Raw genomic sequence first — 24171 nt, 5'->3', positions numbered from 1 at the left:
CCGGCGATGCCGACTGGCGGGAAACGGAAGCCGCGCATGTCGTGCCGCGGCGCCTGTGGTGACGCGATCTTTACGCCGCCTGCTTCGGCTCGTCTTCGGCATTCAGCAGATCGACATAGGCGACTGGCACCAGATCCGCCTCCGGGACGCCGAGGCTTTTGAACATCGCATGTGCTTCGGCGTGGCCGCCTTCTTCGTCGTCGTCCTGCGCGAGTACCACTTCGAGTTCGACGAAATCGCCGAGACCGTCGACGCGATCCAGATGAATCCGCGTGCGCCCGCTCAGATACACGTGCCGCTCCTTCGAGACGATGCCGCGCGTGGTCAGCGCGGTCGCGAGCAGCGCATGCATCGCTTCGGGATTCGTGACCGGACTGCGCGTGTAGTACGACGCCTTCGGGCCGTCGCGGTCGTCGCGCTGGTAGAAGATCAGTTCGGCCGGCGTGCCGTCGTCGAATTGGCGCAGCTTCAGGCGGCCGCGCGGCACGTCGTAGAAAAAGTCCTGCTGGCGGAAGATCAGCGGCGCGTCCGTCGCGAGCTGCGCGGCGCGTTCGCGCAGTTGCTCGAAATGCTGGGCGCGGGCTTTGATTTCGATGTTGCGTGCCATATCAGGCTCCTGTGATGGGCTAAGTGAACGGAAAGCGCCGCGAGGCCGCTGTGTGGGCGCAAACCGACAATCTAGCAAAATCTTCGTGACAGCCCGGTTTTAGCACTGGCAAGTGAAGGGTGGGCATTAGCGCGGCTCATATCGCAACCGAGGCGGATCCTCCTCGCTCAGATCGCCCACTGCTGTTCGATCAGCTTCAATGCGGCCGCGATCACCGGCTCGTCCTTACGCTCGTCGAGCGTGATGAAGCTCAGCTGCGTCGGCACCGTAATGCCGTCGACGATCGTCAGCGCGTGCGCGTGCGCCTCGGCGATCGCAGTCGCGTCGCGCGCGAGCGTAAGACCGACGCCCGACTTGACGAGATCGAGCATCGACGGCTCCTGATCCACCTCGGCTACCTTGACGGGCTTCACACCCGCCTCGCCAAAACAGCGCGACAGCAGGCGGTTGTGCGCGGACGCCGGCGGCGTCCAGATCCACGGCAGCGCCGCGAGCGAGCGCCAGTCGCGCGCATTCTTCACGCGATCTTTCCAGCCCGCCGGTGCAAGCACGCGGTACTGGAAATGCGTCAGCGTGACCGCGTGAAAGGTGACGCCGTCGCGCGTGTCGTCATCGGACGGCAGGCCAATGTAATAGCCGACGTCGAGTTCGCCCGCGCGAATCTGTTCGCGCACCCATCCCGACATGCCGTGACGCAGTGCGGTTTCGATTTGCGGCCAGGTTTCGACGAGCTGCTTCAGGAAACCGCCGAGGCGCAAAAACGCCGGGTCGAGAATCGTGCCGATGCGCAGACGCCCGCGCATTTCCTGGCACAGCGATTGCGCCGCGCGTTGTACGTCGGCAGCCGCGCCGAGCGCGCGTTCGGCGTGCGGCAGCAGCGCCTGGCCGTCGCGCGTGAGCGCGAGCCCGTGCGAACCGCGGGTGAACAACGTCACGCCGAGCGTCTCCTGCAAGTGCTTGATTTGCAAGCTGACGGCAGGTTGGGTCAGATGCAGCTGCGCCGCGGCGCGCGTGAGGTTGCCCTCGCGTGCGACGGTGACGAATGCCCTAAGCAGAGTCAGATCCATAGCCTGATATTAGCGCGGCTTATATGGCAGTTGAGCATTTCTCATTGGATTTGTCGCCTCGGGGCGCCGTACGCTTGGCGTTCAGCACGCTTGGGTGCGCGGCATCGAAGCGCAAGGCCGGAAGATTTCACAGCAAAGGGGAACGAGATGAGCGAGACATATCACGACGCAACCGCGCGGGGCGACGCAGCACGCAGCGCGGCGAGCGCACGCGCACTGAGCCATTTCATCAACGGCAAGACCGTCGAAGGCACGAGTGGGCGTTTCGGCGACGTCTTCAATCCGGCGCTCGGCAGTGTCAGCACGCGCGTGCCGTTTGCGAGCGTCGCCGAGGTGGACGCCGCGGTCGCCGCCGCCAAAGCCGCGTTTCCAGCATGGAGCGAAACCGCGCCGATCAAACGCGCGCGCGTGCTGTTCAAGTTCAAGGAATTGCTCGACCGTCACCACGACGAACTCGCGGAACTGATCACGCGCGAGCACGGCAAAGTGTTCTCCGACGCGAAGGGCGAGGTGATGCGCGGCATCGAGGTCGTCGAATTCGCGTGCGGCATCCCGAATCTGCTGAAGACCGATTTCACCGATCAGATCGGCGGCGGCATCGACAACTGGAATCTGCGGCAGCCGCTCGGCGTGGTCGCGGGCATCACGCCGTTCAATTTTCCGATGATGGTGCCGAGCTGGATGTTCCCCGTCGCGCTCGCGTGCGGTAACACCTTCGTGCTGAAGCCGTCCGAACGTGACCCGTCCGCGTCGAACCGGCTCGCCGAATTGCTGAAGGAGGCGGGCCTGCCGGACGGCGTGTTCAACGTCGTGCACGGCGACAAGGTCGCGGTCGATGCGCTGCTCGTGCATCCGGAGGTGAGCGCGCTGTCGTTCGTCGGCTCGACGCCGATCGCCGAATACATCTACACCGAAGGCACGAGGCACGGCAAGCGCGTGCAGGCATTGGGCGGTGCCAAGAATCACCTCGTCGTGATGCCCGACGCCGATCTCGACCAGGCCGTCGACGCACTGATCGGCGCCGCCTACGGCTCGGCCGGCGAGCGCTGCATGGCGATTTCGGTGGCGGTCGCGGTGGGACATATCGCCGATGAGCTGATCGAGCGTCTGGCGCCGCGCGTGAAGAGCCTGAAGATCCTCAACGGCATGGAAGCGGCCGCCGAGATGGGGCCGCTCGTCACAGGCGCGCATCGCGACAAGGTGCTCGGCTATATCGACGCTGGCGTCGCCGCGGGCGCGAAGCTCGTCGTCGATGGGCGCGGTCATCAGGTCGCAGGGCACGAGAACGGCTTTTTCCTCGGCGGTACGCTGTTCGACGACGTGTCACCCGACATGAAGATCTACCGCGAGGAGATTTTCGGGCCGGTGCTGTGCGTCGTGCGCGTGCCCGATTTTGCAACTGCGGTCGAGCTGATCAACGCGAATCAGTTGGCGAACGGCGTGTCGTTGTTCACGTCCGACGGCGGCATCGCGCGCGCGTTTTCGCGGCAGATCGAGATCGGCATGGTCGGCATCAACGTGCCGATTCCGGTGCCGATGGCCTGGCATTCGTTCGGCGGCTGGAAGAAGTCGCTGTTCGGCGATCATCATGCGTACGGCGAGGAAGGCGTGCGGTTCTACACGCGCTATAAGAGCATCATGCAGCGTTGGCCCGACAGCATCGCGAAGGGTGCCGAATTTACGATGCCGGTCGCCAAATAGCGGGGGGCTTTGCGCGACTTCAAGTCGGTACGCGCGCCAGCAAAAAAACAAAAGCGCGCCGCAAAATGATCAGGAGACTGAACGATGAGTCATAGCGACAGTACGTCCCGCGCCGCACGGCGGCTCGAAGGCGAGTTCGACTACATCATTGTCGGCGCGGGCACCGCGGGCTGCGTGCTGGCGAACCGGCTCACCGAAGATCCCGACATCCAGGTGCTGCTGCTCGAAGCCGGCGGCAAGGACGACTATCACTGGATTCACGTGCCGGTCGGCTACCTCTACTGCATTGGCAACCCGCGCACGGACTGGCTGTACCAGACCCAGGCCGAGCCGGGTTTGAACGGCCGCGCGCTGTCGTATCCGCGTGGGCGCGTGCTCGGCGGCAGTTCGTCGATCAACGGCATGATCTATATGCGCGGCCAGCGCGAAGACTACGACGAATGGGCGCGCGTGACGAACGACAGCACGTGGTCATGGAACGCGGTGCTGCCGGTCTTCAAGCGCAGCGAAGATCATCACGGCGGCGCCAACGAAGCGCACGGCGCGGGCGGACCATGGCGGGTCGAAAAGCAGCGCCTCAAATGGAAGATTCTCGAAGAGTTCGCGCAAGCCGCGCAGCAAACCGGCATTCCCGCCACCGACGATTTCAATCGCGGCGACAACACCGGCGTCGGCTACTTCGACGTCAATCAGAAGCACGGCATTCGCTGGAACGCGTCGAAGGCTTTTTTGCGGCCCGCGTTGAAGCGCGCGAATCTCACGGTCATCACCGGTGCCCACACGCAGCGCATCGTATTCGATGGCCGTCGCTGCATGGGTGTCGAATATCGGGGCGGCGACGTCGACTATCTCGCCAAAGCGCGATGCGAAGTGATCCTTTCCGCGGGCGCGGTCAACTCGCCGCAACTGCTCGAATTGTCCGGGCTCGGCGATGGTGCGCGTCTGCGGAATCTCGGCATCGAGGTCGTTCGGGATCTGCGCGGCGTCGGCGAAAACCTGCAGGACCATCTGCAATTGCGCATGGCGTATCAGGTGCAAGGCGTGCGCACGCTGAACACGATGTCCGCGCACTGGTGGGGCAAGCTGATGATCGGCATGCAGTACGCGTTGTTTCAGAGCGGACCGATGTCGATGGCGCCGTCGCAACTCGGCGCGTTCGCGAAGTCCGACGCCGACGATCACTCGCTGTCGCGACCCGACCTCGAGTATCACGTGCAGCCTTTGTCGCTCGATCGCTTCGGCGAACCGCTGCATCGCTTCAATGCGTTCACGGCTTCTGTGTGTCATTTGCGCCCCACGTCGCGCGGCAGCATTCATATAGCGTCGGCCGACGCTTGTGCACCACCGTTGATCGCGCCGAATTATCTGTCGACCGGGTACGACCGCCACGTAGCCGCGAACGCGCTACGTGTCACGCGTCGCATCGTCGCGGCGCCCGCGCTCGCGCGCTATCAGCCGCGCGAGATTCTGCCAGGTCTCCAATATCAGAGTGAAGAAGAATTGCAGCAGGCCGCGGGCGCGGTCGGCACGACGATCTTCCATCCGGTCGGCACCTGTCGCATGGGTACGAACGACGATTCCGCCGCGGTCGTCGACAACCGGCTACGGGTTCTCGGAGTCGAGGGCTTACGTGTCGTCGATGCTTCGGTGATGCCCAACATCACCTCGGGCAATACCAATTCGCCGACGTTGATGATCGCCGAGCGCGCGAGCGACATGATCCGCGAGGATCGTCGCGCGCGCGTGAGCGGCAGCATGGCCGCGCATACCGGTGTCGACGCGTCGATGTCAGCTGTGTGACATCACTGGGTGAGCGCATCGGTCAGGTTTTCCGCCGCGTACGTGAAACGTGTGAACCGCGCGTCATATACGCACGGCGCGGGCCTCGTTCCCTAAGTGCAAATCCCAATGATTGCGCTGCATCATTGGCGCGACAATGGCAGCCATGCTGCGTGCCACGCCATGGATAACCGTACGGATTGGTGCAGCACGCCAAGGAGCGGCAAGGGGTGCCGCAAAAATAACAAGTCGCGCAGAGTTTCGCGCGGAAAGGTCGTAATGCTTCGCCTTACTCCGTATGGAAGGGAACATGATTCTCGGCGATACGATTCTCGAAACGCGGGGCCTCACCCGTGAGTTCAAAGGCTTTGTCGCCGTGAACGGCGTGAACCTGCGCGTGCGCCGTGGCTCGATCCATGCGCTGATCGGCCCCAATGGAGCGGGCAAGACCACCTGCTTCAACCTGCTCACCAAATTTCTCGAGCCCACCGCGGGCCAGATCGTTTTCAACGGTGTCGATATCACCGGCGAACGTCCCGCGCAGATCGCGCGGCGCGGCATCATCCGTTCGTTCCAGATTTCCGCGGTATTTCCGCATCTGACGGCATTGCAGAACGTGCGCATCGGGTTGCAGCGCTCACTCGGCACCGCATTTCACTTCTGGAAGAGCGAGCGTACGTTGCGGCGTCTGAACGATCGCGCGATGGATCTGCTGACCCAGGTCGGCCTGACCGATTTCGCGGATGTATTGACCGTCGAGCTTGCATACGGCCGCAAGCGCGCGCTCGAAATCGCGACCACGCTCGCGATGGAACCCGAACTGATGTTGCTCGACGAGCCGACGCAAGGCATGGGTCATGAGGACGTCGATCGCGTGACCGCGCTGATCAAAAAGGTATCGGCGGGCCGCACGATTCTGATGGTCGAGCACAACATGAACGTGATCGCCGGTATCTCTGACACGATCACCGTACTGCAACGGGGTGAAGTGCTCGCCGAGGGCAGCTACGCGGAAGTGTCGAAGAATCCGCTCGTGATGCAAGCCTACATGGGCAGCGCCGACGCGGCGCTCGCCGGAGCCCACGCATGAATACGACGGTCGAGCGCGAAGGCCTCGAAGCGGACCAAACGAAAAGCGGCGCACCCGCGCTGGAAATCGCGGGACTGCAAGCCTGGTACGGGGAATCCCACATTCTGCACGGCGTCGATCTGTCGGTCGGCCGCGGCGAAGTCGTGACGCTGCTCGGCCGCAATGGCGCGGGCCGGACCACGACGCTGCGCGCGATCATGGGCCTCACGGGTCGCCGTACCGGCTCGATCCGTATCGACGGACGCGAAACGATCGGCCTGGCCACGCATCGCATCGCGCATTGCGGCATCGGCTATTGCCCGGAAGAGCGCGGCATTTTTTCGAGCCTGTCGTGCGAGGAAAATCTGTTGCTGCCGCCGCCCGTCGGCGACAAGGCGCACATGATGTCGCTCGAGGAAATCTACGCGATGTTCCCGAATCTGCAGGAGCGGCGCATGAGTCAGGGCACGCGGCTCTCAGGCGGCGAACAGCAAATGCTCGCGGTCGCGCGGATTCTGCGTACCGGCGCGAATCTGCTGCTGCTCGATGAAATCTCGGAAGGGCTCGCGCCCGTGATTGTGCAGGCGCTTGCGCGCATGATCGTCACGCTGAGGGCGCGCGGCTACACGATCGTGATGGTCGAGCAGAACTTCCGCTTCGCCGCGCCGCTCGCGGATCGTTTCTATGTGATGGAGCACGGCATGATCGTCGAGCATTTCGGGGCCAGCGAGCTCGAAGGCAAGATGCCGGTGCTGCACGATTTACTGGGCGTATAGACACGGACATACTCGCGCCCGACTGCCTCTGATAACCACAAGCGAAGAACCAGGAGACACGCATGAAAAAGAACCCACTCGCGCGGCTTGCCTCACTCTGTTTCGCGGTCGCCGCTGGCACCGCACTGACGCTGGGTAGCGCGCAAGCGGCCGACGATGCCGTGAAGATCGGCTTCATTACGGATATGTCGGGGCTGTACGCGGATATCGACGGGCAGGGCGGTCTTGAAGCGATCCGGATGGCGGTCGCCGACTTCGGTGGCAAGGTCAACGGCAAACCGATCACGGTGCTGTACGCGGATCACCAGAACAAGGCGGACATCGCGGCATCGCGCGCTCGCGAGTGGTTCGACCGAGACGGCGTGGACATGGTGATCGGCGGCACGAACTCGGCGACCGCGCTGTCGACTAACACCGTCGCGGGCGAGAAGCACAAGGTCTATATCAGCGTCGGCGCCGGCGCCGATACGTTGACTAACGAGCAATGCACGCCGTACACGATCCACTACGCATACGACACGACCGCGCTCGCGAACGGCACGGGCTCGGCCGTGACGAAGCAGGGCGGCAAGACTTGGTACTTCCTGACGGCAGACTACGCATTCGGCAAGGCGCTCGAAAAAGCGACCTCGGATGTCGTGAAGGCGAACGGCGGCCAGGTGCTGGGCGCGGTGCGTCATCCGCTGTCGGCGTCGGACTTCTCGTCGTTCCTGCTGCAGGCGCAGGCGTCGAAGGCACAGATCCTCGGCCTCGCGAACGCGGGCGGCGACACGATCAACGCGATCAAGGCCGCGAAGGAATTCGGCATCACCAAGACGATGAAGCTCGCCGCGCTGCTGATGTTCATCAACGACGTGCACAGCCTCGGTCTCGAAACGACGCAAGGTCTCGTGTTGACCGACAGCTGGTACTGGAACAAGGACGCCGACACGCGTAAGTGGTCGCAGCGCTACTTCGACAAGATGAAGAAGATGCCGTCGAGCCTGCAGGCTGCCGACTACTCGGCGGCGATGAACTATCTGAAGGCGGTGCAGGCGGTGGGCTCGACCGATCCGGACAAGGTGATGGCGCAGTTGCACAAGACGAAGATCGACGACTTCTACGCGAAGGGCTACATCCGTCAGGACGGCAGCATGATCCACGACATGTACCTGATGCAGGTGAAGACGCCGGCCGAATCGAAGGAGCCGTGGGATTACTACAAGATCACTGCGACGATTCCGGGCGATCAGGTCTTCACGACCAAGGCGCAGACCCGCTGCGCGCTGTGGAAGTAAGCGCGGGCGCAGTGAGCGGTCGAGGACCGCGCAGACCTGAGAGAACCGCCGGCGCTGCAGGGGCACGCGCTGGCGGATGACCGTTTCAGATGCCGCACGCGATGGGCAGCGTCGCCGCTTGTCGCGTGCCGGCCCGATCGTGCGTCACCGATCTCACCTTGACGATGGCTTGAAGGGCTAAGGGCTTCAATGGACATCTTTGGCGTTCCGCTACCCGCGATGCTGAGCCAGCTTCTGCTCGGGCTCGTGAACGGCTCGTTCTACGCGATTCTGAGCCTTGGGCTGGCGGTTATTTTCGGCCTGCTCAACGTGATCAACTTCGCGCATGGCGCGCTGTTCATGCTCGGGGCGATGCTCGCGTGGATGGGGCTGTCGTATTTCAATCTGCCGTACTGGGTGATGCTCGTGCTCGCGCCGGTGATCGTTGGGCTCGTCGGCGTCGGGATCGAGCGCTCGATGCTGCGCTGGCTTTACAAGCTCGATCATCTGTATGGCCTGTTGCTGACGTTTGGCCTCACGCTCGTGATCGAGGGCGTGTTCCATTCGATCTACGGCTCGTCGGGCCAGCCGTACGACGTGCCGTCGGTGCTGTCGGGCGCGACCAATCTCGGCTTCATGTATCTGCCGAACTATCGCGCGTGGGTGGTCGTCGCGTCGCTTGTGGTGTGCTTTGCGACCTGGTTCGTGATCGAGAAGACGCGGCTTGGCGCGTATCTGCGCGCGGGCACCGAAAACCCGAAGCTCGTCGAGGCGTTCGGCATCAACGTGCCGCTGATGATTACGCTGACCTACGGCTTCGGCGTCGCGCTCGCGGCGTTTGCCGGCGTGCTCGCCGCGCCGGTGATTCAGGTTTCGCCGCTGATGGGCCAGTCGATGATCATCACCGTGTTCGCGGTGGTCGTGATCGGTGGCATGGGCTCGATCATGGGCTCGATTCTGACCGGCCTGATGCTCGGCGTGGTCGAAGGACTGACGCGGGTGTACTACCCCGAAGCGTCGGCGACCGTCGTCTTCGTGATCATGGCGCTCGTGTTGCTCGTGCGTCCGGCGGGTCTTTTCGGCAGGGAAAAATGATGCAGAGAAAAGTGCTCTACGGTCTGCTGCTGCTCGCGCTGCTCGCGGTGCCGCTGCTCGGCATCTACCCGCTCTTCGTGATGAAGGTGCTGTGCTTCGCGCTGTTCGCGGGCGCCTTCAATCTGCTGATCGGCTATACGGGCTTGCTGTCCTTCGGTCATGCGATGTTTCTCGCGTCGGCCGGTTACGTGACCGGCTATGCGATACAGACGCTCGGCTTTTCGCCGGAGCTCGGCGTGCTGAGCGGCACCGCGGCGGCGACGCTGCTTGGGCTCGTCGTCGGCTTCTTCGCGATTCGCCGTCAGGGTATCTACTTCGCGATGGTGACGCTCGCGCTCGCGCAGATGGTCTACTTCGTGTTCCTGCAGACGCCGTTCACGCACGGGGAAGACGGCCTGCAAGGGGTGCCGCGCGGCAAGCTGTTCGGCGTGCTCGATCTCTCTTCGGACGTCGCGCTGTATTTCGTCGTGCTCGCGGTGATCGTCGCGGCGTTCCTGCTGATCGTGCGGATCGTGCATTCGCCGTTCGGGCAGGTACTCGTCGCGATCAAGGAAAACGAGCCGCGCGCGGTATCGCTCGGCTATGACACCGACCGTTTCAAGCTGCTCGCATTCATTCTGTCGGCCGGCATCGCGGGTCTCGCCGGTTCGCTGAAAGTGTTGGTGCAGGGCTTCGAAACGCTGAGCGATGCCTATTGGACGATGTCCGGCCTCGTGATCCTGATGACGCTGGTGGGCGGCATGGGCACGCTGTTCGGCCCATTGGTCGGGGCCGCGCTGATCGTGTCGCTCGAAGACCGGCTCGGCGATATCGGCTCGGCGCTCGCGTCGATGACCGGGATCGACTGGTTCCGCTCACTTGGCGAGTCGGTGACGATCGTCACGGGGCTGATTTTTATCGCGTGCGTGCTGGCGTTCCGGCGCGGCATCGTCGGTGAAATCGTCGCGCGAGTGCGGCCGTTGCGGGCTTGAGTGCGTCTGCTTGATCCCGCCCGCAAGGTGCCGCGCTTGATGCAGTGCGATACGCAATTGCTTCGGCATCCGATTGACTTGCCTCTCGTGCCGAGGGTGCGCCGAATCAGCGGTTCAGCGAAGCTGTGGCAAGCCGTGTGACAAAATTGGTCGAACGCGCCCCGATTCGGTGCGGCACTGCACCACTAGGGTAATTGCTAGTTGTTACTACTAAGGGGGTCGTTTAATCTTCATCCAGTTCTGATGCACCACGAATTTGCAGGTGGAGAACGAGGAGACAATTGAGGCACTCAGTGCCCACGAGAAAGCGCTGTTGGATTGATATCCAACAGCGCTTTTTTGTTTTGTATTTTTGGGCCTTCTTCGGGCCAATATTTCGGCTATTTCGCGAGCCATTTGATAATCTTCGCAAATCGCTGCATGTCAGCGTCACAAGCCTGCGAAACGCTTGCAGCACGGCACTTGCGTCCGCTAAACTCGCTATTCACCGACCACTGGGTTGGCAATTAAATCCATGGATTTAATTGCAATTGAATAACGGGGTTAATGGATGAGCAGGATGAAGTCGGCATTGCGTTGGATCAGCGCGGCATTGGTCGCCACCGGAGTTTCGGCTGCATGGAGTGGCCATGCATTCGCGGACGTGAAAATCGGCGTCACTGTGTCGGCAACAGGGCCGGCCGCCTCGCTCGGCATTCCGGAAAAGAACACGATTGCGCTGCTGCCCAAAGAAGTAGCGGGCCAGAAAATCGACTACATCGTCCTCGACGACGCAACCGATTCGACCCAGGCGGTCAAGAACGCCCGCAAGCTCACTAGCGAAGACCACGTCGATGCACTGATCGGCTCGACCGTCGTGCCGAACTCGCTCGCCATGACCGACGTCGCCGCCGAAACCTCCACGCCGATGATCTCGCTCGCCGCGGCCGCGGGCATCGTCGAGCCGATGGATGCGAAGCGCGCGTGGGTGTTCAAGACGCCGCAGAACGACATCCTGATGGCTACCGCGATCGCGCAGCAGATGGCCAATCACGGCGTGAAAACAGTCGCGTTCATCGGCTTTTCCGACGCGTACGGCGAGAGCTGGTTCAAGGAATTCAGCAAAGCCGCTGACCTGGCGAAGATCAGGATCGTCGCGAACGAGCGCTTCGCGCGCAACGACGCATCGGTCACAGGCCAGGTACTGAAGATGATGTCGCAGAATCCGGACGCGGTGCTGATCGCCGGTGCGGGCACGCCGGCCGCGCTGCCGCAGAAAGCGCTGAAGGAACGCGGCTACAAGGGCAAGTACTACCAGACGCACGGGGTCGCGAACAACGACTTCCTGCGCGTGTGCGGCAAGGATTGCGAAGCCACGTGGCTGCCCGCCGGCCCGCTGCTGGTCGCCGGGCAACTGCCCGATTCGAATCCGGTGAAGAAGAGTGCGCTCGCTTACAAGCGCGCGTATGAAATCGCGTATGGCGCAGGTTCGGTGTCGACGTTTGGCGGTCACGCATGGGACGCGGGCCTGTTGCTGCAGCATGCGATCCCGCTCGCGTTGAAGAAGGGCCAGCCCGGCACGCCGGCCTTCCGCGAGGCGCTGCGCGCCGCGCTCGAAGGCACGAAAGATCTGCCCGCGTCGCACGGCATCTTCAACATGAGCGCGAACGACCACGCCGGTCTCGATCAGCGGGCGCGCGTGATGGTGCAGATCGTCGACGGCAAGTGGAAGCTCGCCGGCGACTGAGCGAAAGGCTCTGCGCCACGGGACCTCATCGAAAAAGACGCGTGCAGTTGACGCGTCTTTTTTGTTACCTGGGCGAGCCGTCTGCATCGCGCGAGCGCAGCGCTGTTGACCGTCGATAATGCGGGACGCAGGCTACTAACATATTAGTGGTTTATCAATGCTTGATCGGAACAGAACCGCGAAATAGAACCGCGGCGTATGACGCGGATGCGCGACTCGTGCGACGCAAGATGAGCGGTAATCAACATAGCGCGGAAGGTATGTGCGCCGAACAGGGAAAACCATGCTTGGCACACCTGAATCCGCTCACTAGATTCAGACACTCGGCCCAGCTAGCCGGCTTACAGATAGGCGTTTTTCAAGGCGTTTGGAGACTCGCAATGAAAATGACAAGACATTGGGTACGCACGGGCATCGCGATGGCGCTGATGTGCGGCACGGGGGCGGCATTCGCGCAGGTGAAGATCGGCGTGACGCTGTCGACGACGGGGCCGGCCGCATCGCTCGGGATTCCTGAGAAGAACACGATCGCGTTGCTGCCGAAGGAGATCGGCGGCAAGAGCGTGCAGTACATCATTCTCGACGACGGGTCGGACACCGGCAAGGCCGTGCAGAACACGCATAAGTTGATCGACGAAGACCGCGTCGACGCGATCATCGGCTCGACCGTCACGCCGAATTCGCTCGCGATGCTCGATCCGGCCGCTGAAGGCAAGACGCCGGTGATCTCGCTCGCGGCATCGGCCGCGATCATCCAGCCGATGGATGCGAAGCGCGCGTGGGCGTTCAAACCGCCTCAGAACGACAGCCTGATGGCCGATGCGATCGCCGATTACATGCAGCGCCACGGCGTGAAGACGGTCGGCTTCATCGGCTTTTCGGACGCATACGGCGACAGTTGGAACACGACGTTCGACGCCGCAGCGAAAGCGCACAACCTGAAGATCGTGTCGAACGAGCGCTTCAACCGGACGGATGCGTCGGTGACGGGCCAGGCGCTGAAGACGATGGGCGCGAATCCCGACGCGGTGCTGATCGCGGGCTCGGGCACGCCGTCGGCGCTGCCGGCCAAGACGCTGAAGGAGCGTGGCTACAAGGGCAAGATCTATCAGACGCACGGTGTCGCGAACAATGATTTCCTGCGTGTGTGCGGCAAGGATTGTGAAGGCGAGTTGCTGCCGGCCGGTCCGATTCTCGTCGTCGATCAATTGCCGGATTCGAACCCGGTGAAGAAATCGTCGGAGGCCTATAAGAACGCGTATGAGAAGGCGTATGGCGCGGGTTCGGTCGCGACCTTCGGCGGTCACGCATGGGATGCCGGCCAGATGCTGCAGGCCGCGATTCCGGTCGCGCTGAAGACCGCGCAGCCGGGCACGCCCGAGTTCCGCGCGGCGCTGCGCAACGCGCTCGAAAACATCAAGGAGCTGCCGGTGTCGCACGGCATCATGAACACCACGGCGACCGACCACAACGGCCTCGACCAGCGCGCGCGCGTGATCGTGCAGATCGTCGACGGCAAGTGGAAGCTGCAGAACGATTAAGAGCATTTACAAAGACAACTAGCGGTACGCGCCTCTCGCGCAATCTGCGGTGCATGACGCCGCATTGCCATTGTGTCCGACGACAATGGCATCGACCGCCGCGCCGTGTCCCGGCGCGGCGGTTGTCTTTTCAGACATTGCAGGTCGATGGCCGGCTATGAGCCGCGCCGTCATGACTCTTTCCCGGTTTTCCGATTCGACGCTTCAGGACGAGGAAGTATGGATCTATCAATTGCCGCGATCCTCGCGCAGGACGGCATCACGACCGGCGCGATCTACGCGCTGCTCGCGCTTGCGCTGGTGCTGGTGTTCTCGGTCACGCGGGTGATCTTCATCCCGCAAGGGGAGTTCGTGTCGTACGGCGCGTTGACGCTCGCCGCACTGCAAACGCAGAAGTTTCCAGCCACCTGCTGGCTACTGATGGCGATGGGCGCCGCCTGCTTCGTCGTCGAGACGGCGACCGTGGTGCGGCACGCCGAGCGGCGCCGTCACGCGGCGCGCACGCTGCCTGTGCTGGCAGGGAAGTACCTGCTGTTTCCGATTGCGGTCTACGCGCTCACGCGCGGCATCTTCCTGCAGCCGCTGCCGATGGTCGTGCAGATCGCGCTGACGCTGCTGATCGTGATTCCGATGGGCCCGTTAGTTTATCGGCTCGCGTATGAGCCGATCGCGGAGGCGACCACGCTGCTGCTGTTGATCGTCGCGGTGGCCGTGCATTTCGCGATGGTCGGTCTCGGCCTCGTGATGTTCGGCGCAGAAGGTTCGCGCACCAACGCGTTCTCCGATGCGACGTTCAGCATCGGCACGTTGTCGATCTCCGGGCAGAGCCTGTGGGTGATCGGCACCGCGGTCGTGCTGATTGGCGCGTTGTATCTGTACTTCGATCGCTCGATCTCGGGCAAGGCGTTGCGCGCGACGTCGGTGAACCGGCTCGGCGCGCGGCTCGTCGGCATCGGCACGACGCAGGCGGGACGCCTCGCATTCACGCTTGCGGCAGGACTCGGCGTGCTGTGCGGCATCCTCGTCGCGCCGCTCACGACGATCTACTACGACTCGGGCTTCCTGATCGGTTTGAAGGGCTTCGTGGGCGCGATCATCGGCGGCCTGGTCAGCTATCCGCTCGCGGCGGCCGGCTCGATTCTCGTCGGCCTGCTGGAGTCGTATTCGTCGTTTTGGGCCAGTGCTTATAAGGAAGTGATCGTGTTCACGCTAATCATCCCGGTGCTGCTGTGGCGCAGTCTTGCGAGCCCGCACGCCGAAGAAGAACAGGAGTGACGCGATGAAACGGATCATGCAAGAGAAGTTCTTCTGGTTGTTCCTCGTGGTGCTGGTTGCGTTGCCGGTGTTGCCACATCCGATTCACGTGCCCGAGTACTGGATCACGCTGCTGAACTACATCGGCCTGTATTCGATCGTCGCGATCGGCCTCGTGCTGTTGACGGGTATCGGCGGAATGACGAGCTTCGGGCAGGCCGCGTTCGTCGGCATTGGCGCCTATGCAACCGCGTATCTGACGACGAACTTTGGCGTGTCGCCGTGGCTCGCACTGATCGCGGGCGTGATAGTGACTGCGCTCGTCGCGCTGATGCTCGGTCTCGTCACGATGCGTCTGTCCGGCCACTTCCTGCCGCTCGGCACGATTGCTTGGGGGCTCGCGCTGTTCTACCTGTTCGGCAATCTCGACATGCTCGGCAAGTACGACGGCATCAACGGCATCCCGGTGCTGAATGTCTTTGGGATCAATCTGGAGTCCGGCCGCCATATCTATTACCTGATCTGGGTGGTCGTGCTCGGTGCGGTCGTCTCTGTTCAGAATTTGCTTAATAGTCGACCGGGTCGAGCGATTCGCGCGCTGCGCGGCGGTGGTCAGATGGCTGAGGCGATGGGCGTCAACACCGGCTGGATGCGCGTCGTGATCTTCGTTTATGCGGCGGTGCTCGCGTCGGTGTCGGGCTTTCTGTATGCGCACTTGCAGCGCGCCGTGAATCCGACGCCATTCGGCCTGAATCACGGCATCGAGTTTCTGTTCATGGCGGTGGTGGGCGGCGTCTCGCACGTCTGGGGCGCGGTGCTCGGCGCCGCGATCCTGACCGTGCTGCAGGACTATCTGCAGACGCTGCTGCCGAAACTGCTCGGCGAGAACGGCAACTTCGAAGTAATCGTGTTTGGCATCATCATGGTGCTGCTGCTGCAGTACGCGCGGCAGGGCGTGTGGCCGTTCGTCGCGCGCTTTTTCCCGCGTGGCCCGCGTGCGCATCTCGCAGATCACGCGGAGCCTCTGCCGCAGCGCAACAAGCCACAGACGGGCGAGGACCTGCTGACGGTGAACAAGGCGCGCAAGCACTTCGGCGGTCTGGTCGCGATGAACGACGTGAGCTTCGAGGTCAAAGCGGGGCAGATCATCGGGCTGATCGGGCCGAACGGCGCAGGTAAGTCGACGACGTTCAATCTGGTGACCGGCGTGCTGCAGGCGACGAGCGGCGAGATTACTTTCCGCGGCGAGCGCATCGATGCGCTGAGTTCACGCGAAATCGTCAAGCGGGGCATCGGCCGGACGTTCCAGCATGTGAAGCTGCTGCCGGGCATGACTGTGCTCGAGAACGTCGCGATCGGCGCGCATCTGCGCGGCCATGCGGGCGTGTGGCGCAGCGTCGTGCGGCTTAACAACGCAGAAGAGGGGCGACTGATGGCCGAAGCCGCACGGCAGATTCGCCGTGTCGGCCTCGAACAGCATATGTATGACGAAGCGGGCAGCCTCGCGCTCGGTCAGCAGCGGATTCTCGAAATCGCACGCGCGTTGTGCTGCGATCCGACTCTGCTATTGCTTGACGAACCCGCCGCTGGACTGCGCTATCAAGAAAAGCTGCAACTCGCCGATCTGCTGCGCCGTCTCAAGGCCGAGGGGATGAGCGTGCTGCTCGTCGAGCACGATATGGATTTCGTGATGAATCTGACGGACCGGCTCGTGGTGATGGAGTTCGGCATGCGGATCGCCGAAGGTCTGCCGCAGGAAGTGCAGCAGGATCCGGCGGTACTTGAAGCGTATCTGGGCGGGGTGGAATGATGGAGAACACGATGACGACCGGCGTCGCGGCGGCGGGGCCGATTCTCGAAGTGGACCAGTTGTCGGTCCGCTATGGCAAGGTCGAGGCGCTGCACAATGCAGCGATGAAAGTCCGGGCGGGGCAGATCGTCTCCGTGATCGGCCCAAACGGCGCGGGCAAGTCGACGCTGCTCAATGCGATCATGGGCGCGCTCCCGACTTCCGGCCATGCGAAAGGCGCGATTACTTATCAAGGCGACGACGTCAGCGCGGTGCCGGTCGAGAAGCGCGTCGCGCTCGGCATGTGTTTGGTGCCTGAGAAGCGCGAGCTGTTCGCATCGATGACGGTCGAAGACAATCTGCTGCTTGGTGCTTACCGACGCAAACGGGCAGGCGAGCGCGACTATCTCGATCAACTCGAGCCGGTGTTCGAGCTGTTTCCGCGGCTGAAGGAGCGTCGCAAGCAGGCGGCCGGCACGCTTTCCGGCGGCGAGCGACAAATGCTCGCGGTCGGCCGGGCGTTGATGGGCAAACCCGATCTGCTGATGCTTGACGAGCCGAGCCTCGGTCTCGCGCCGCTGATCGTGAAGGAAATCTTCCACATCATCAGCGCATTACGGCAGACCGGCGTCGCAACGCTGCTGATCGAGCAGAATGCGCGCGCCGCATTGCAGATCTCGGACTATGGCTATGTGCTGGAAACCGGCGAGCTCGCGCTGGAAGGGCCCGCGACCGATCTTGCGCAGAATCCTCGGGTGATTGAAACTTATCTTGGCCTCGCCAAAAGAGCCGCGTAAATCCGCACTTTTTTGCTAATCGGTGTCTGTGGAAGCGGCGTGTTTCACGTGAAACACGCCGCTTTTTTATTGTTTCACCGCTCGGGTGAAATTCGGGCCGAAACCGAACCCGTTATAATTCGCCGATACATTTTCCTTTTAAGGCTCACGCGATGATCTGGCGTGAGATCCCGCGATGCTCTTTCCCACAGAATTTGACGTAATCGTCGTCGGCGGCGGTCATGCTGGCACCGAAGCCGCGTTGGCCTCGGCGCGCATGGGCAATAAAACGCTGCTTTTGACCCATAACATCGAGACTCTCGGGCAGATGAGCTGCAATCCGTCGATCGGCGGCATTGGCAAAGGCCATCTGGTCAAGGAAGTCGACGCGCTCGGCGGCGCCATGGCGGCCGCCACCGACGAAAGCGGCATCCAGTTTCGTATCCTCAATTCGTCGAAAGGACCGGCAGTTCGCGCGACTCGCGCTCAGGCCGACCGCGTGCTGTACAAGGCGGCGATCCGCCATCGTCTGGAGAATCAGCCGGACCTCTGGCTGTTTCAGCAGGCGGTCGACGACCTAATGGTCGAGGGTGATCGCGTCGTCGGCGCCGTCACGCAGGTGGGCATTCGTTTCCGCGCGCGCGCCGTGGTGCTGACGGCCGGTACGTTCCTCGACGGCAAGATCCACGTTGGCTTGAACAACTACACCGGTGGCCGCGCGGGCGATCCGGCCGCCGTTTCGCTGTCGGCACGGTTGAAAGAGCTGAAGCTGCCGCAAGGACGGCTCAAGACCGGTACGCCGCCGCGAATCGATGGCCGCACGATCGACTATTCGCAGCTCGCAGAGCAGCCGGGCGATCTGGATCCGGTGCCAGTGTTCTCGTTCCTCGGACGCGTCGAGCAGCACCCGCGCCAGGTGCCGTGCTGGGTCACGCATACGAATCAGCGGACGCACGACATCATTCGCGGCGGTCTCGATCGATCGCCGATGTACACGGGCGTGATCGAAGGAGTGGGACCGCGCTATTGCCCGTCGATCGAGGACAAGATTCATCGATTCGCATCGAAGGAATCGCATCAGATTTATCTCGAGCCGGAAGGGCTGACGACCAACGAGTTCTATCCGAACGGGATCTCGACGAGCCTGCCGTTCGACGTACAGCTCGAACTGGTGCGCTCGATGCGCGGCCTCGAACAGGCGCACATCCTGCGGCCCGGCTATGCGATCGAGTACGACTATTTTGATCCGCGAGGGTTGAAGGCATCGCTGGAGACGAAGGTGATCGGCGGGCTGTTCTTCGCTGGGCAGATCAACGGTACGACTGGCTATGAAGAGGCAGCGGCGCAGGGCGTTCTAGCCGGTATCAACGCCGGTCTGTTCGTGCAAGGTAAGGAAGCGTGGTGCCCGCGCCGCGATCAGGCTTACCTCGGCGTGCTCGTCGACGACCTGGTCACGCGCGGTGTGTCAGAGCCGTACCGGATGTTCACGAGCCGCGCTGAATATCGTCTGAGCTTGCGCGAAGACAACGGCGATATGCGGCTGACCGAGACCGGCCGCGAGTTGGGTGTTGTCGACGACGCCCGCTGGGACGCCTTCAGTCGCAAACGCGACGCTGTTTCACGTGAAACACAGCGGCTGCGTTCGACATGGGTCAATCCTAAGACCTTATCCGCCGATGAAGCGACCTCCTTGCTCGGCAAGCCGATCGACCATGAATACAGCCTCGCGGACCTGCTGCGTCGTCCGGGCGTCAGCTACGACGGTGTATGCGGCCTGCGTGGCGGCACCTGTAGCGCGCCCGAGGCACTCGCGGAGGACCCGGCGTTGCTCGCGCAGATCAAGGAACAGATTGAAATCGGCGTCAAATATCAGGGGTACATCGATCGACAGGCCGATGAGATCGAACGCAACGAGGCGCACGAGAACACGCGTCTGCCGGAAGGGCTGGACTACGATGAGGTGCGTGGGCTGTCGTTCGAGGCTCGTCAGAAGCTGACGCAGTTCCGGCCAGAAACCATCGGACAGGCGTCGCGTATTTCGGGCATCACACCTGCCGCCATCTCACTGCTGATGGTCCACTTAAAGCGCGGCCTCGGACGTCGCCCGTCGAAACCCGCCGAACTCGGCGCCGACAGCACGCCGGTGGTGCAATGACCGCAGCGCAGAGGGGAGTTGACCAGCAGGCTCTGGCACTGTTGCTGTCGGATGGTGTCCGCGAGCTTGGCCTGGAGCTGAACGACGAACAGCGGCGCAAGCTGCTCGATTACGTCGTCCTGCTCGCAAAGTGGAACAGCGTCTACAACCTGACGGCGATCCGCGATCCGCGGCAGATGCTGGTCCAGCATATTCTCGATTCGCTGTCGATCGTGCCGCATCTGGCGCCGCGCGGGCCGTCGTCGGTGCTGGACGTCGGTTCGGGCGGTGGTTTGCCGGGCATCGTACTCGCGATCGTGCTCCCCGATTGGGACATCACGACGAACGACATCGTCCATAAAAAGACGGCTTTTCAGGCGCAGGCAAGGGCCGAACTGGGCCTCGCGAACCTGTCGGTTGTGACCGGCCGGGTGGAGACGCTGCGGCCTGGCGCCGAAGTACCGGCAAAGTTCGACGTAATCGTCTCACGCGCATTCGCAGAACTCGCGGATTTCGTTACACTGGCCCGTCATCTGGTTGCGGAACAGGGCGCTATCTGGGCGATGAAGGGCGTGCGACCGGATGCCGAAATCGGGCGTCTGCCGGCGGGTGCTCACGTGGAACAGATTATCCGGCTAGACGTTCCGTCTCTCGACGCCGAGCGACATCTGATCAAGGTGCGGATGGACGCCGAAAGCTGACCGCCGCCGCGGCCGGAAGCACTGTCAACGATTTTCACTTCATCCAAGCATCAAAAGGGACACACCAACGATGGCAAAAATCTTCTGCGTTGCGAACCAGAAGGGCGGTGTCGGCAAGACGACCACCGCAGTCAATCTGGCCGCGAGCCTGGCAGCGCAGGGACAGCGAGTCCTTCTCATCGATCTGGACCCGCAAGGCAACGCCACGATGGGCAGCGGGATCGACAAAGCCGAATGTACGAACACGGTCTACGAGGTCCTCGTGGATAACGTATCGGTAGCCGATGCGCGCGTGCGGCCCGAAGCAGTCGGCTACGATGTACTGCCCGCGAACCGGGAGCTCGCGGGGGCCGAGGTCGAACTCGTTAGCATGCAGAATCGCGAGCGTCAGATGAAGACGGCGCTCGCGGCGGTCGAGGGCGAATACGATTTTGTGCTGATCGATTGCCCGCCGGCCTTGTCGCTGCTGACACTCAACGGACTGTGCGCCGCGCACGGTGTCGTAATTCCGATGCAGTGCGAATACTTCGCGCTCGAAGGGTTGTCCGACCTTGTCAACACGATCAAGCAGGTTCATGCGAATCTGAATCGTGACCTCAAGGTGATCGGTCTGCTGCGCGTGATGTTCGATCCGCGCATCACGTTGCAACAGCAAGTCTCGGATCAATTGAAAGAGCATTTCGGCGACAAGGTCTTCGACGTGGTGATTCCACGCAACGTGCGATTGGCCGAGGCGCCCAGCTACGGGCTGCCCGGCGTGGTGTTCGACAGGGCGTCGCGTGGCGCGCAGGCGTACGTGCAGTTCGGCGCCGAAATGATTGAGCGGGTGCGCGCGCTGAATGACGCGCCCCAGGCATCCTAAGCGGATCGAGGAAGCACAATGAACGCAGTAGCAAGAAAGAAGGGACTAGGCCGTGGTCTGGAGGCGTTGCTTGGTGGCACCTCGGATATCACCGAGGCGGTGGTGATCGACGGCGCGCCGAGCGTGCTGCCGCTCGGCAAGATGCAGGCGGGCAAATACCAGCCGCGCACGCGTATGGACGAGGGCGCGCTGCAGGAGCTCGCGGCGAGCATCCGTGCGCAAGGTTTGATGCAGCCGATTCTCGTGCGTCCGATCGCGGCGGACCGCTACGAGATCATCGCAGGGGAGCGGCGTTTTCGCGCGGCGCGCATCGCGGGGCTCGACGAGGTGCCGGTGCTCGTGAAAGACGTGCCCGACCAAGCCGCCGCGGCGATGGCGCTGATCGAAAATATTCAGCGCGAGGATCTGAATCCGCTCGAAGAGGCTCAGGGCATCCAGCGCCTGCTCGACGAATTTAATTTTACGCACGAGCAGGCGGCGGAGTCGGTGGGCCGTTCGCGAAGCGCGGTGTCCAATCTGCTGCGACTGCTGAACCTCGCGACGCCGGTACAGACGATGCTGCTCGCCGGCGATCTGGACATGGGGCACGCTCGCGCGCTGCTCGCCGTCGATGCCGCGACGCAGATCACGCTGGCCAACCAGGTCGTCAACAAGCGCCTGTCCGTGCGCGAGACCGAAAAGCTGGTCACGATGACCGCGAAGGTGACGCCGGCGCTCAAGGCGCGCGCGAATCCGGATGGCGGCCGTGACACGCGACGGCTGGAAGAGGAACTGTCGGACCTGCTTTCCGCGACGGTGAAAATCAAGCTTGGCCGACGTGGTCGCGGCCAGGTGCTGGTGGACTTCGGAGATCTGGATGCGTTGGAGGGCATTCTGGTTCGCCTGCGCGGGAACGCGAACGTTTGAACGGAGATGGCGCTCGACAGGGACGGGTGGCGAACGGCTGGCGGCATTCGCAGGATTAGCGCCGCGAGCCGGTTTAACGCAGTGCGAGTGACTGTCGTGGATCCCTAAATAACTGATGCAAAATAATCAGGAATCCTAGTTTCGGGCGCTCGACATCCCAGCCGCAATCATCGTTACGAGCGGCTATCACAAGGCGGCTCGACCTCATCGAATTTTTGCGGGCAGGGATGATTCAGGTCAATAAATGAACTGTCCCATTCAACCCTTAAAAAAAGGCGCTTTGTTGCATTTTCGACACGTCCGCCGCAGCGTCGAAACGACCAGTCAACGAGCTTTGATCCATGCGATTCGCCACATGGGTTTTGCCGCCGCCCGCCCGCCTTATATTTGACGTGACTAAACGTGGTTCGCATAGTTTGCCGCATCGTGAAGGCACGTTTCACGCCGTTATAGGCTGGCCTAATGTCTTGAATTGCCTGCAACTATCGCTTACAATCGCCCGGATTTAATTGCACGGCAACCCCGTAAGCGCTGCGTAAACTCGCGGGCTGAACGAGACTTTCGGAACACTGCGATGGCGGTTAAAACGTCGAATCTGTCGCCGGAGAATGGTGACGACAGACACCGCGCTGAACGCTCCGCACCCGATGCGTCCGCCAGCCGGCAGTTCGATCCGGCCGAAGCGTGGGATGACGCGCAGGAAGATAGCAATATCGTTCCGCTCACGCGGGCCGAAGCGGAAAAGCTGTTTGGTCCCGGCGTGGGTCGTCCATCGCGCGTGACGCCGTTCAGGGTCGTCGCGGCGCAAATGGTTTTGTCCCTGGTTGCGACGTTGTTGTGGTGGCTGTTCTACAAGCCGCCGGGCGGTGCTGCGCTGTCCGCCTTCCTGGGGGGAGCGATCTGCTGGGTGCCGGGCGCGTTGTTCGCGGCACGGCTGAAAAAGAAGAGCGCCGAGACCGTGATGAGTTGGATGATCGGTGAAGCGCTCAAGATGGGGACAACGATTGCGATGTTTGTCGCAATCGCCTTCTGGTATCACGACGTACGCTGGATTCCGCTGCTCGTGACCTACCTCATCGCGCTGAAGACTTACTGGATCGCCTTGGCGTGGCGCTAAGGTAGCAGCACAAAAAACAGCAGCAAAAAGAATTTAAGGCCGGCGCGTAGTGCCGGTACGGGTGTGCGGATGAGACAGGGCCCGCATCCGGCGCGTTCCCGCAATACAGTATTTTCGGCGGGAGCGGCCTCGAACGATTTTCGACAATTTGGGTGGCTTTAACGATATGGCAGCTAGCGAAGGCACGCGCGCAATGGATCCGTCCGAGTACATCGCGCACCACTTGCAGAACTTTTCCACCACACACCAGACGTCGATTTTCGACATCCATGTGTGGAATCTCGACACCCTTTTCTGGTCGATCGTGTGTGGCCTCGTCACGATCTTCTTGCTGCATCTGGCAGCCCGCAAGGCAACGTCCGGCGTGCCGGGTCGCTTCCAGTGCGCGATCGAAATGCTGGTCGAAATGGTCGAGGATCAATCGAAGGCCATGATCCACGGCTCGCGCACCTTCATCGCGCCGCTCGCGCTGACCGTGTTCGTCTGGGTCACGCTGATGAACTCGCTCGACTTCATTCCCGTCGACCTGCCGGGCCGTGTGATCGGCTGGCTGGGTCTCTCCGAAGCCATCCCGCACCACCGCATCGTGCCGACGGCCGACCTGAACGGCACGATCGGCATCGCGCTCGGCGTATTCGTGCTGATGATTTACTACAACTTCAAGATCAAGGGCGCCGGCGGCTTCGTGCATGAACTGCTGTCCGCTCCGTTCGGCGCGCATCCGCTGCTGTGGATCCCCAACCTGGCACTGAACATCATCGAGTTCGTCGCGAAGACGGTCTCGCTCGGCATGCGGCTGTTCGGCAACATGTACGCGGGTGAACTGTTGTTCCTGCTGATTGCCCTGCTCGGCAGCCTCTGGAGCTTCGGCGCGGACACGACGGTGCTTGGCTTCATCGGCCACGTGGTCGCCGGCACAGTGTGGTCAATCTTCCACATCCTGATCGTTCTGCTGCAGGCGTTCATTTTCATGATGCTGACGCTGGTGTACATCGGCCAGGCACACGACACGCATTAACCTGCGTTGTCGGCAAAGAATCGTAG

The 24171-nt window shown here is 62.3% G+C and carries 20 protein-coding genes; 18 read left to right on the top strand and 2 right to left on the bottom strand.

The window, feature by feature from the left end; all coding sequences use genetic code 11:
- Positions 1 to 70: 70 nt before the first annotated feature.
- Both OKW43_RS13285 and OKW43_RS13280 read right to left on the bottom strand, forming a co-directional pair.
- Positions 71 to 607 carry a class IV adenylate cyclase gene (locus OKW43_RS13285; RefSeq protein ID WP_429447764.1) on the bottom strand — a complete coding sequence of 179 codons (537 nt, stop codon included), beginning with the start codon at positions 605 to 607 and terminating at the stop codon, positions 71 to 73.
- Positions 608 to 774: 167 nt separating this feature from the next.
- Complete coding sequence (locus tag OKW43_RS13280; RefSeq protein ID WP_429447762.1) at positions 775 to 1674, bottom strand: LysR family transcriptional regulator; 900 nt, start codon at positions 1672 to 1674, stop codon at positions 775 to 777.
- A gap of 147 nt (positions 1675 to 1821) precedes the next feature.
- On the opposite strand from OKW43_RS13280, the gene OKW43_RS13275 reads away from it, so the two are divergent.
- The 18 genes from OKW43_RS13275 (at position 1822) to atpB (ending at position 24145) form a co-directional block, all read left to right on the top strand.
- On the top strand, positions 1822 to 3375 hold the full coding sequence (locus OKW43_RS13275) for a CoA-acylating methylmalonate-semialdehyde dehydrogenase (protein ID WP_429447760.1): 1554 nt from the start codon (positions 1822 to 1824) through the stop codon (positions 3373 to 3375).
- A gap of 84 nt (positions 3376 to 3459) precedes the next feature.
- Complete coding sequence (locus tag OKW43_RS13270; RefSeq protein ID WP_429447758.1) at positions 3460 to 5175, top strand: GMC family oxidoreductase; 1716 nt, start codon at positions 3460 to 3462, stop codon at positions 5173 to 5175.
- A gap of 289 nt (positions 5176 to 5464) precedes the next feature.
- Positions 5465 to 6244 (top strand): ABC transporter ATP-binding protein, encoded by a 780-nt coding sequence (locus OKW43_RS13265; protein ID WP_018418872.1) that lies wholly within the window; start codon positions 5465 to 5467, stop codon positions 6242 to 6244.
- Positions 6241 to 6999 carry an ABC transporter ATP-binding protein gene (locus tag OKW43_RS13260; RefSeq protein WP_429447756.1) on the top strand — a complete coding sequence of 253 codons (759 nt, stop codon included), beginning with the start codon at positions 6241 to 6243 and terminating at the stop codon, positions 6997 to 6999. The genes OKW43_RS13265 and OKW43_RS13260 overlap by 4 nt, the downstream gene beginning before the upstream one ends.
- Before the next feature lie 62 nt (positions 7000 to 7061).
- Positions 7062 to 8276, top strand: a complete 1215-nt coding sequence (locus OKW43_RS13255; RefSeq protein WP_429447754.1) for an ABC transporter substrate-binding protein — start codon at positions 7062 to 7064, stop codon at positions 8274 to 8276.
- A gap of 189 nt (positions 8277 to 8465) precedes the next feature.
- On the top strand, positions 8466 to 9350 hold the full coding sequence (locus OKW43_RS13250) for a branched-chain amino acid ABC transporter permease (RefSeq protein ID WP_187632449.1): 885 nt from the start codon (positions 8466 to 8468) through the stop codon (positions 9348 to 9350).
- Positions 9350 to 10321, top strand: coding sequence for a branched-chain amino acid ABC transporter permease (locus OKW43_RS13245; RefSeq protein ID WP_187632652.1), 972 nt, complete (start codon positions 9350 to 9352; stop codon positions 10319 to 10321). The genes OKW43_RS13250 and OKW43_RS13245 overlap by 1 nt, the downstream gene beginning before the upstream one ends.
- A gap of 559 nt (positions 10322 to 10880) precedes the next feature.
- Positions 10881 to 12047, top strand: a complete 1167-nt coding sequence (locus OKW43_RS13240; protein WP_187632653.1) for an ABC transporter substrate-binding protein — start codon at positions 10881 to 10883, stop codon at positions 12045 to 12047.
- 380 nt (positions 12048 to 12427) lie between these two features.
- On the top strand, positions 12428 to 13588 hold the full coding sequence (locus OKW43_RS13235) for an ABC transporter substrate-binding protein (protein WP_429447751.1): 1161 nt from the start codon (positions 12428 to 12430) through the stop codon (positions 13586 to 13588).
- A 219-nt stretch (positions 13589 to 13807) separates the two neighbouring features.
- Positions 13808 to 14863: a branched-chain amino acid ABC transporter permease gene (locus tag OKW43_RS13230; protein WP_429447749.1), complete on the top strand. Its 1056-nt coding sequence runs from the start codon at positions 13808 to 13810 to the stop codon at positions 14861 to 14863.
- Between the two features lie 4 nt (positions 14864 to 14867).
- Positions 14868 to 16652 carry an ABC transporter permease subunit gene (locus OKW43_RS13225; protein ID WP_429447747.1) on the top strand — a complete coding sequence of 595 codons (1785 nt, stop codon included), beginning with the start codon at positions 14868 to 14870 and terminating at the stop codon, positions 16650 to 16652.
- The gene (locus tag OKW43_RS13220; protein ID WP_187632654.1) at positions 16652 to 17428 is read left to right on the top strand and encodes an ABC transporter ATP-binding protein; all 777 of its coding nucleotides are present in this window, start codon (positions 16652 to 16654) and stop codon (positions 17426 to 17428) included. Before OKW43_RS13225 ends, OKW43_RS13220 begins: the two co-directional genes overlap by 1 nt.
- 175 nt (positions 17429 to 17603) lie before the next feature.
- Positions 17604 to 19562, top strand: coding sequence for a tRNA uridine-5-carboxymethylaminomethyl(34) synthesis enzyme MnmG (mnmG, locus tag OKW43_RS13215; RefSeq protein ID WP_187632453.1), 1959 nt, complete (start codon positions 17604 to 17606; stop codon positions 19560 to 19562).
- Positions 19559 to 20242 carry a 16S rRNA (guanine(527)-N(7))-methyltransferase RsmG gene (rsmG, locus tag OKW43_RS13210; RefSeq protein ID WP_187632454.1) on the top strand — a complete coding sequence of 228 codons (684 nt, stop codon included), beginning with the start codon at positions 19559 to 19561 and terminating at the stop codon, positions 20240 to 20242. The genes mnmG and rsmG overlap by 4 nt, the downstream gene beginning before the upstream one ends.
- A gap of 70 nt (positions 20243 to 20312) precedes the next feature.
- Positions 20313 to 21104 carry a ParA family protein gene (locus tag OKW43_RS13205; RefSeq protein WP_187632455.1) on the top strand — a complete coding sequence of 264 codons (792 nt, stop codon included), beginning with the start codon at positions 20313 to 20315 and terminating at the stop codon, positions 21102 to 21104.
- An 18-nt stretch (positions 21105 to 21122) separates the two neighbouring features.
- Entirely contained in the window at positions 21123 to 22010 is an 888-nt protein-coding gene (locus tag OKW43_RS13200; protein ID WP_187632456.1) for a ParB/RepB/Spo0J family partition protein, read from the top strand.
- A 574-nt stretch (positions 22011 to 22584) separates the two neighbouring features.
- The gene (locus OKW43_RS13195; protein ID WP_187632655.1) at positions 22585 to 23127 is read left to right on the top strand and encodes an ATP synthase subunit I; all 543 of its coding nucleotides are present in this window, start codon (positions 22585 to 22587) and stop codon (positions 23125 to 23127) included.
- A 166-nt stretch (positions 23128 to 23293) separates the two neighbouring features.
- Positions 23294 to 24145, top strand: coding sequence for a F0F1 ATP synthase subunit A (gene atpB / locus OKW43_RS13190; RefSeq protein ID WP_187632457.1), 852 nt, complete (start codon positions 23294 to 23296; stop codon positions 24143 to 24145).
- Positions 24146 to 24171: the final 26 nt, after the last annotated feature.

This window comes from Paraburkholderia sp. WC7.3g, assembly GCF_050436345.1.
GTDB lineage: Bacteria > Pseudomonadota > Gammaproteobacteria > Burkholderiales > Burkholderiaceae > Paraburkholderia > Paraburkholderia podalyriae.
The sequence above is the reverse complement of the archived record's forward strand: the minus strand, read 5'-3'. Positions and strand labels throughout refer to the sequence as shown.

Bases quoted from the DNA above. Each gene is read 5' to 3' on its own strand.
- OKW43_RS13235 (WP_429447751.1), top strand. From the start codon at position 12,428: ATGAAAATGACAAGACATTGGGTACGCACGGGCATCGCGATGGCGCTG.
- OKW43_RS13205 (WP_187632455.1), top strand. From the start codon at position 20,313: ATGGCAAAAATCTTCTGCGTTGCGAACCAGAAGGGCGGTGTCGGCAAG.
- rsmG (WP_187632454.1), top strand. From the start codon at position 19,559: ATGACCGCAGCGCAGAGGGGAGTTGACCAGCAGGCTCTGGCACTGTTG.
- mnmG (WP_187632453.1), top strand. From the start codon at position 17,604: ATGCTCTTTCCCACAGAATTTGACGTAATCGTCGTCGGCGGCGGTCAT.
- OKW43_RS13255 (WP_429447754.1), top strand. From the start codon at position 7,062: ATGAAAAAGAACCCACTCGCGCGGCTTGCCTCACTCTGTTTCGCGGTC.
- OKW43_RS13245 (WP_187632652.1), top strand. From the start codon at position 9,350: ATGCAGAGAAAAGTGCTCTACGGTCTGCTGCTGCTCGCGCTGCTCGCG.
- OKW43_RS13270 (WP_429447758.1), top strand. From the start codon at position 3,460: ATGAGTCATAGCGACAGTACGTCCCGCGCCGCACGGCGGCTCGAAGGC.
- OKW43_RS13285 (WP_429447764.1), bottom strand. From the start codon at position 607: ATGGCACGCAACATCGAAATCAAAGCCCGCGCCCAGCATTTCGAGCAA.
- OKW43_RS13230 (WP_429447749.1), top strand. From the start codon at position 13,808: ATGGATCTATCAATTGCCGCGATCCTCGCGCAGGACGGCATCACGACC.
- OKW43_RS13265 (WP_018418872.1), top strand. From the start codon at position 5,465: ATGATTCTCGGCGATACGATTCTCGAAACGCGGGGCCTCACCCGTGAG.
- OKW43_RS13195 (WP_187632655.1), top strand. From the start codon at position 22,585: ATGGCGGTTAAAACGTCGAATCTGTCGCCGGAGAATGGTGACGACAGA.
- OKW43_RS13200 (WP_187632456.1), top strand. From the start codon at position 21,123: ATGAACGCAGTAGCAAGAAAGAAGGGACTAGGCCGTGGTCTGGAGGCG.
- OKW43_RS13250 (WP_187632449.1), top strand. From the start codon at position 8,466: ATGGACATCTTTGGCGTTCCGCTACCCGCGATGCTGAGCCAGCTTCTG.
- OKW43_RS13280 (WP_429447762.1), bottom strand. From the start codon at position 1,674: ATGGATCTGACTCTGCTTAGGGCATTCGTCACCGTCGCACGCGAGGGC.
- OKW43_RS13260 (WP_429447756.1), top strand. From the start codon at position 6,241: ATGAATACGACGGTCGAGCGCGAAGGCCTCGAAGCGGACCAAACGAAA.
- OKW43_RS13240 (WP_187632653.1), top strand. From the start codon at position 10,881: ATGAAGTCGGCATTGCGTTGGATCAGCGCGGCATTGGTCGCCACCGGA.
- OKW43_RS13225 (WP_429447747.1), top strand. From the start codon at position 14,868: ATGAAACGGATCATGCAAGAGAAGTTCTTCTGGTTGTTCCTCGTGGTG.
- OKW43_RS13220 (WP_187632654.1), top strand. From the start codon at position 16,652: ATGGAGAACACGATGACGACCGGCGTCGCGGCGGCGGGGCCGATTCTC.
- OKW43_RS13275 (WP_429447760.1), top strand. From the start codon at position 1,822: ATGAGCGAGACATATCACGACGCAACCGCGCGGGGCGACGCAGCACGC.
- atpB (WP_187632457.1), top strand. From the start codon at position 23,294: ATGGCAGCTAGCGAAGGCACGCGCGCAATGGATCCGTCCGAGTACATC.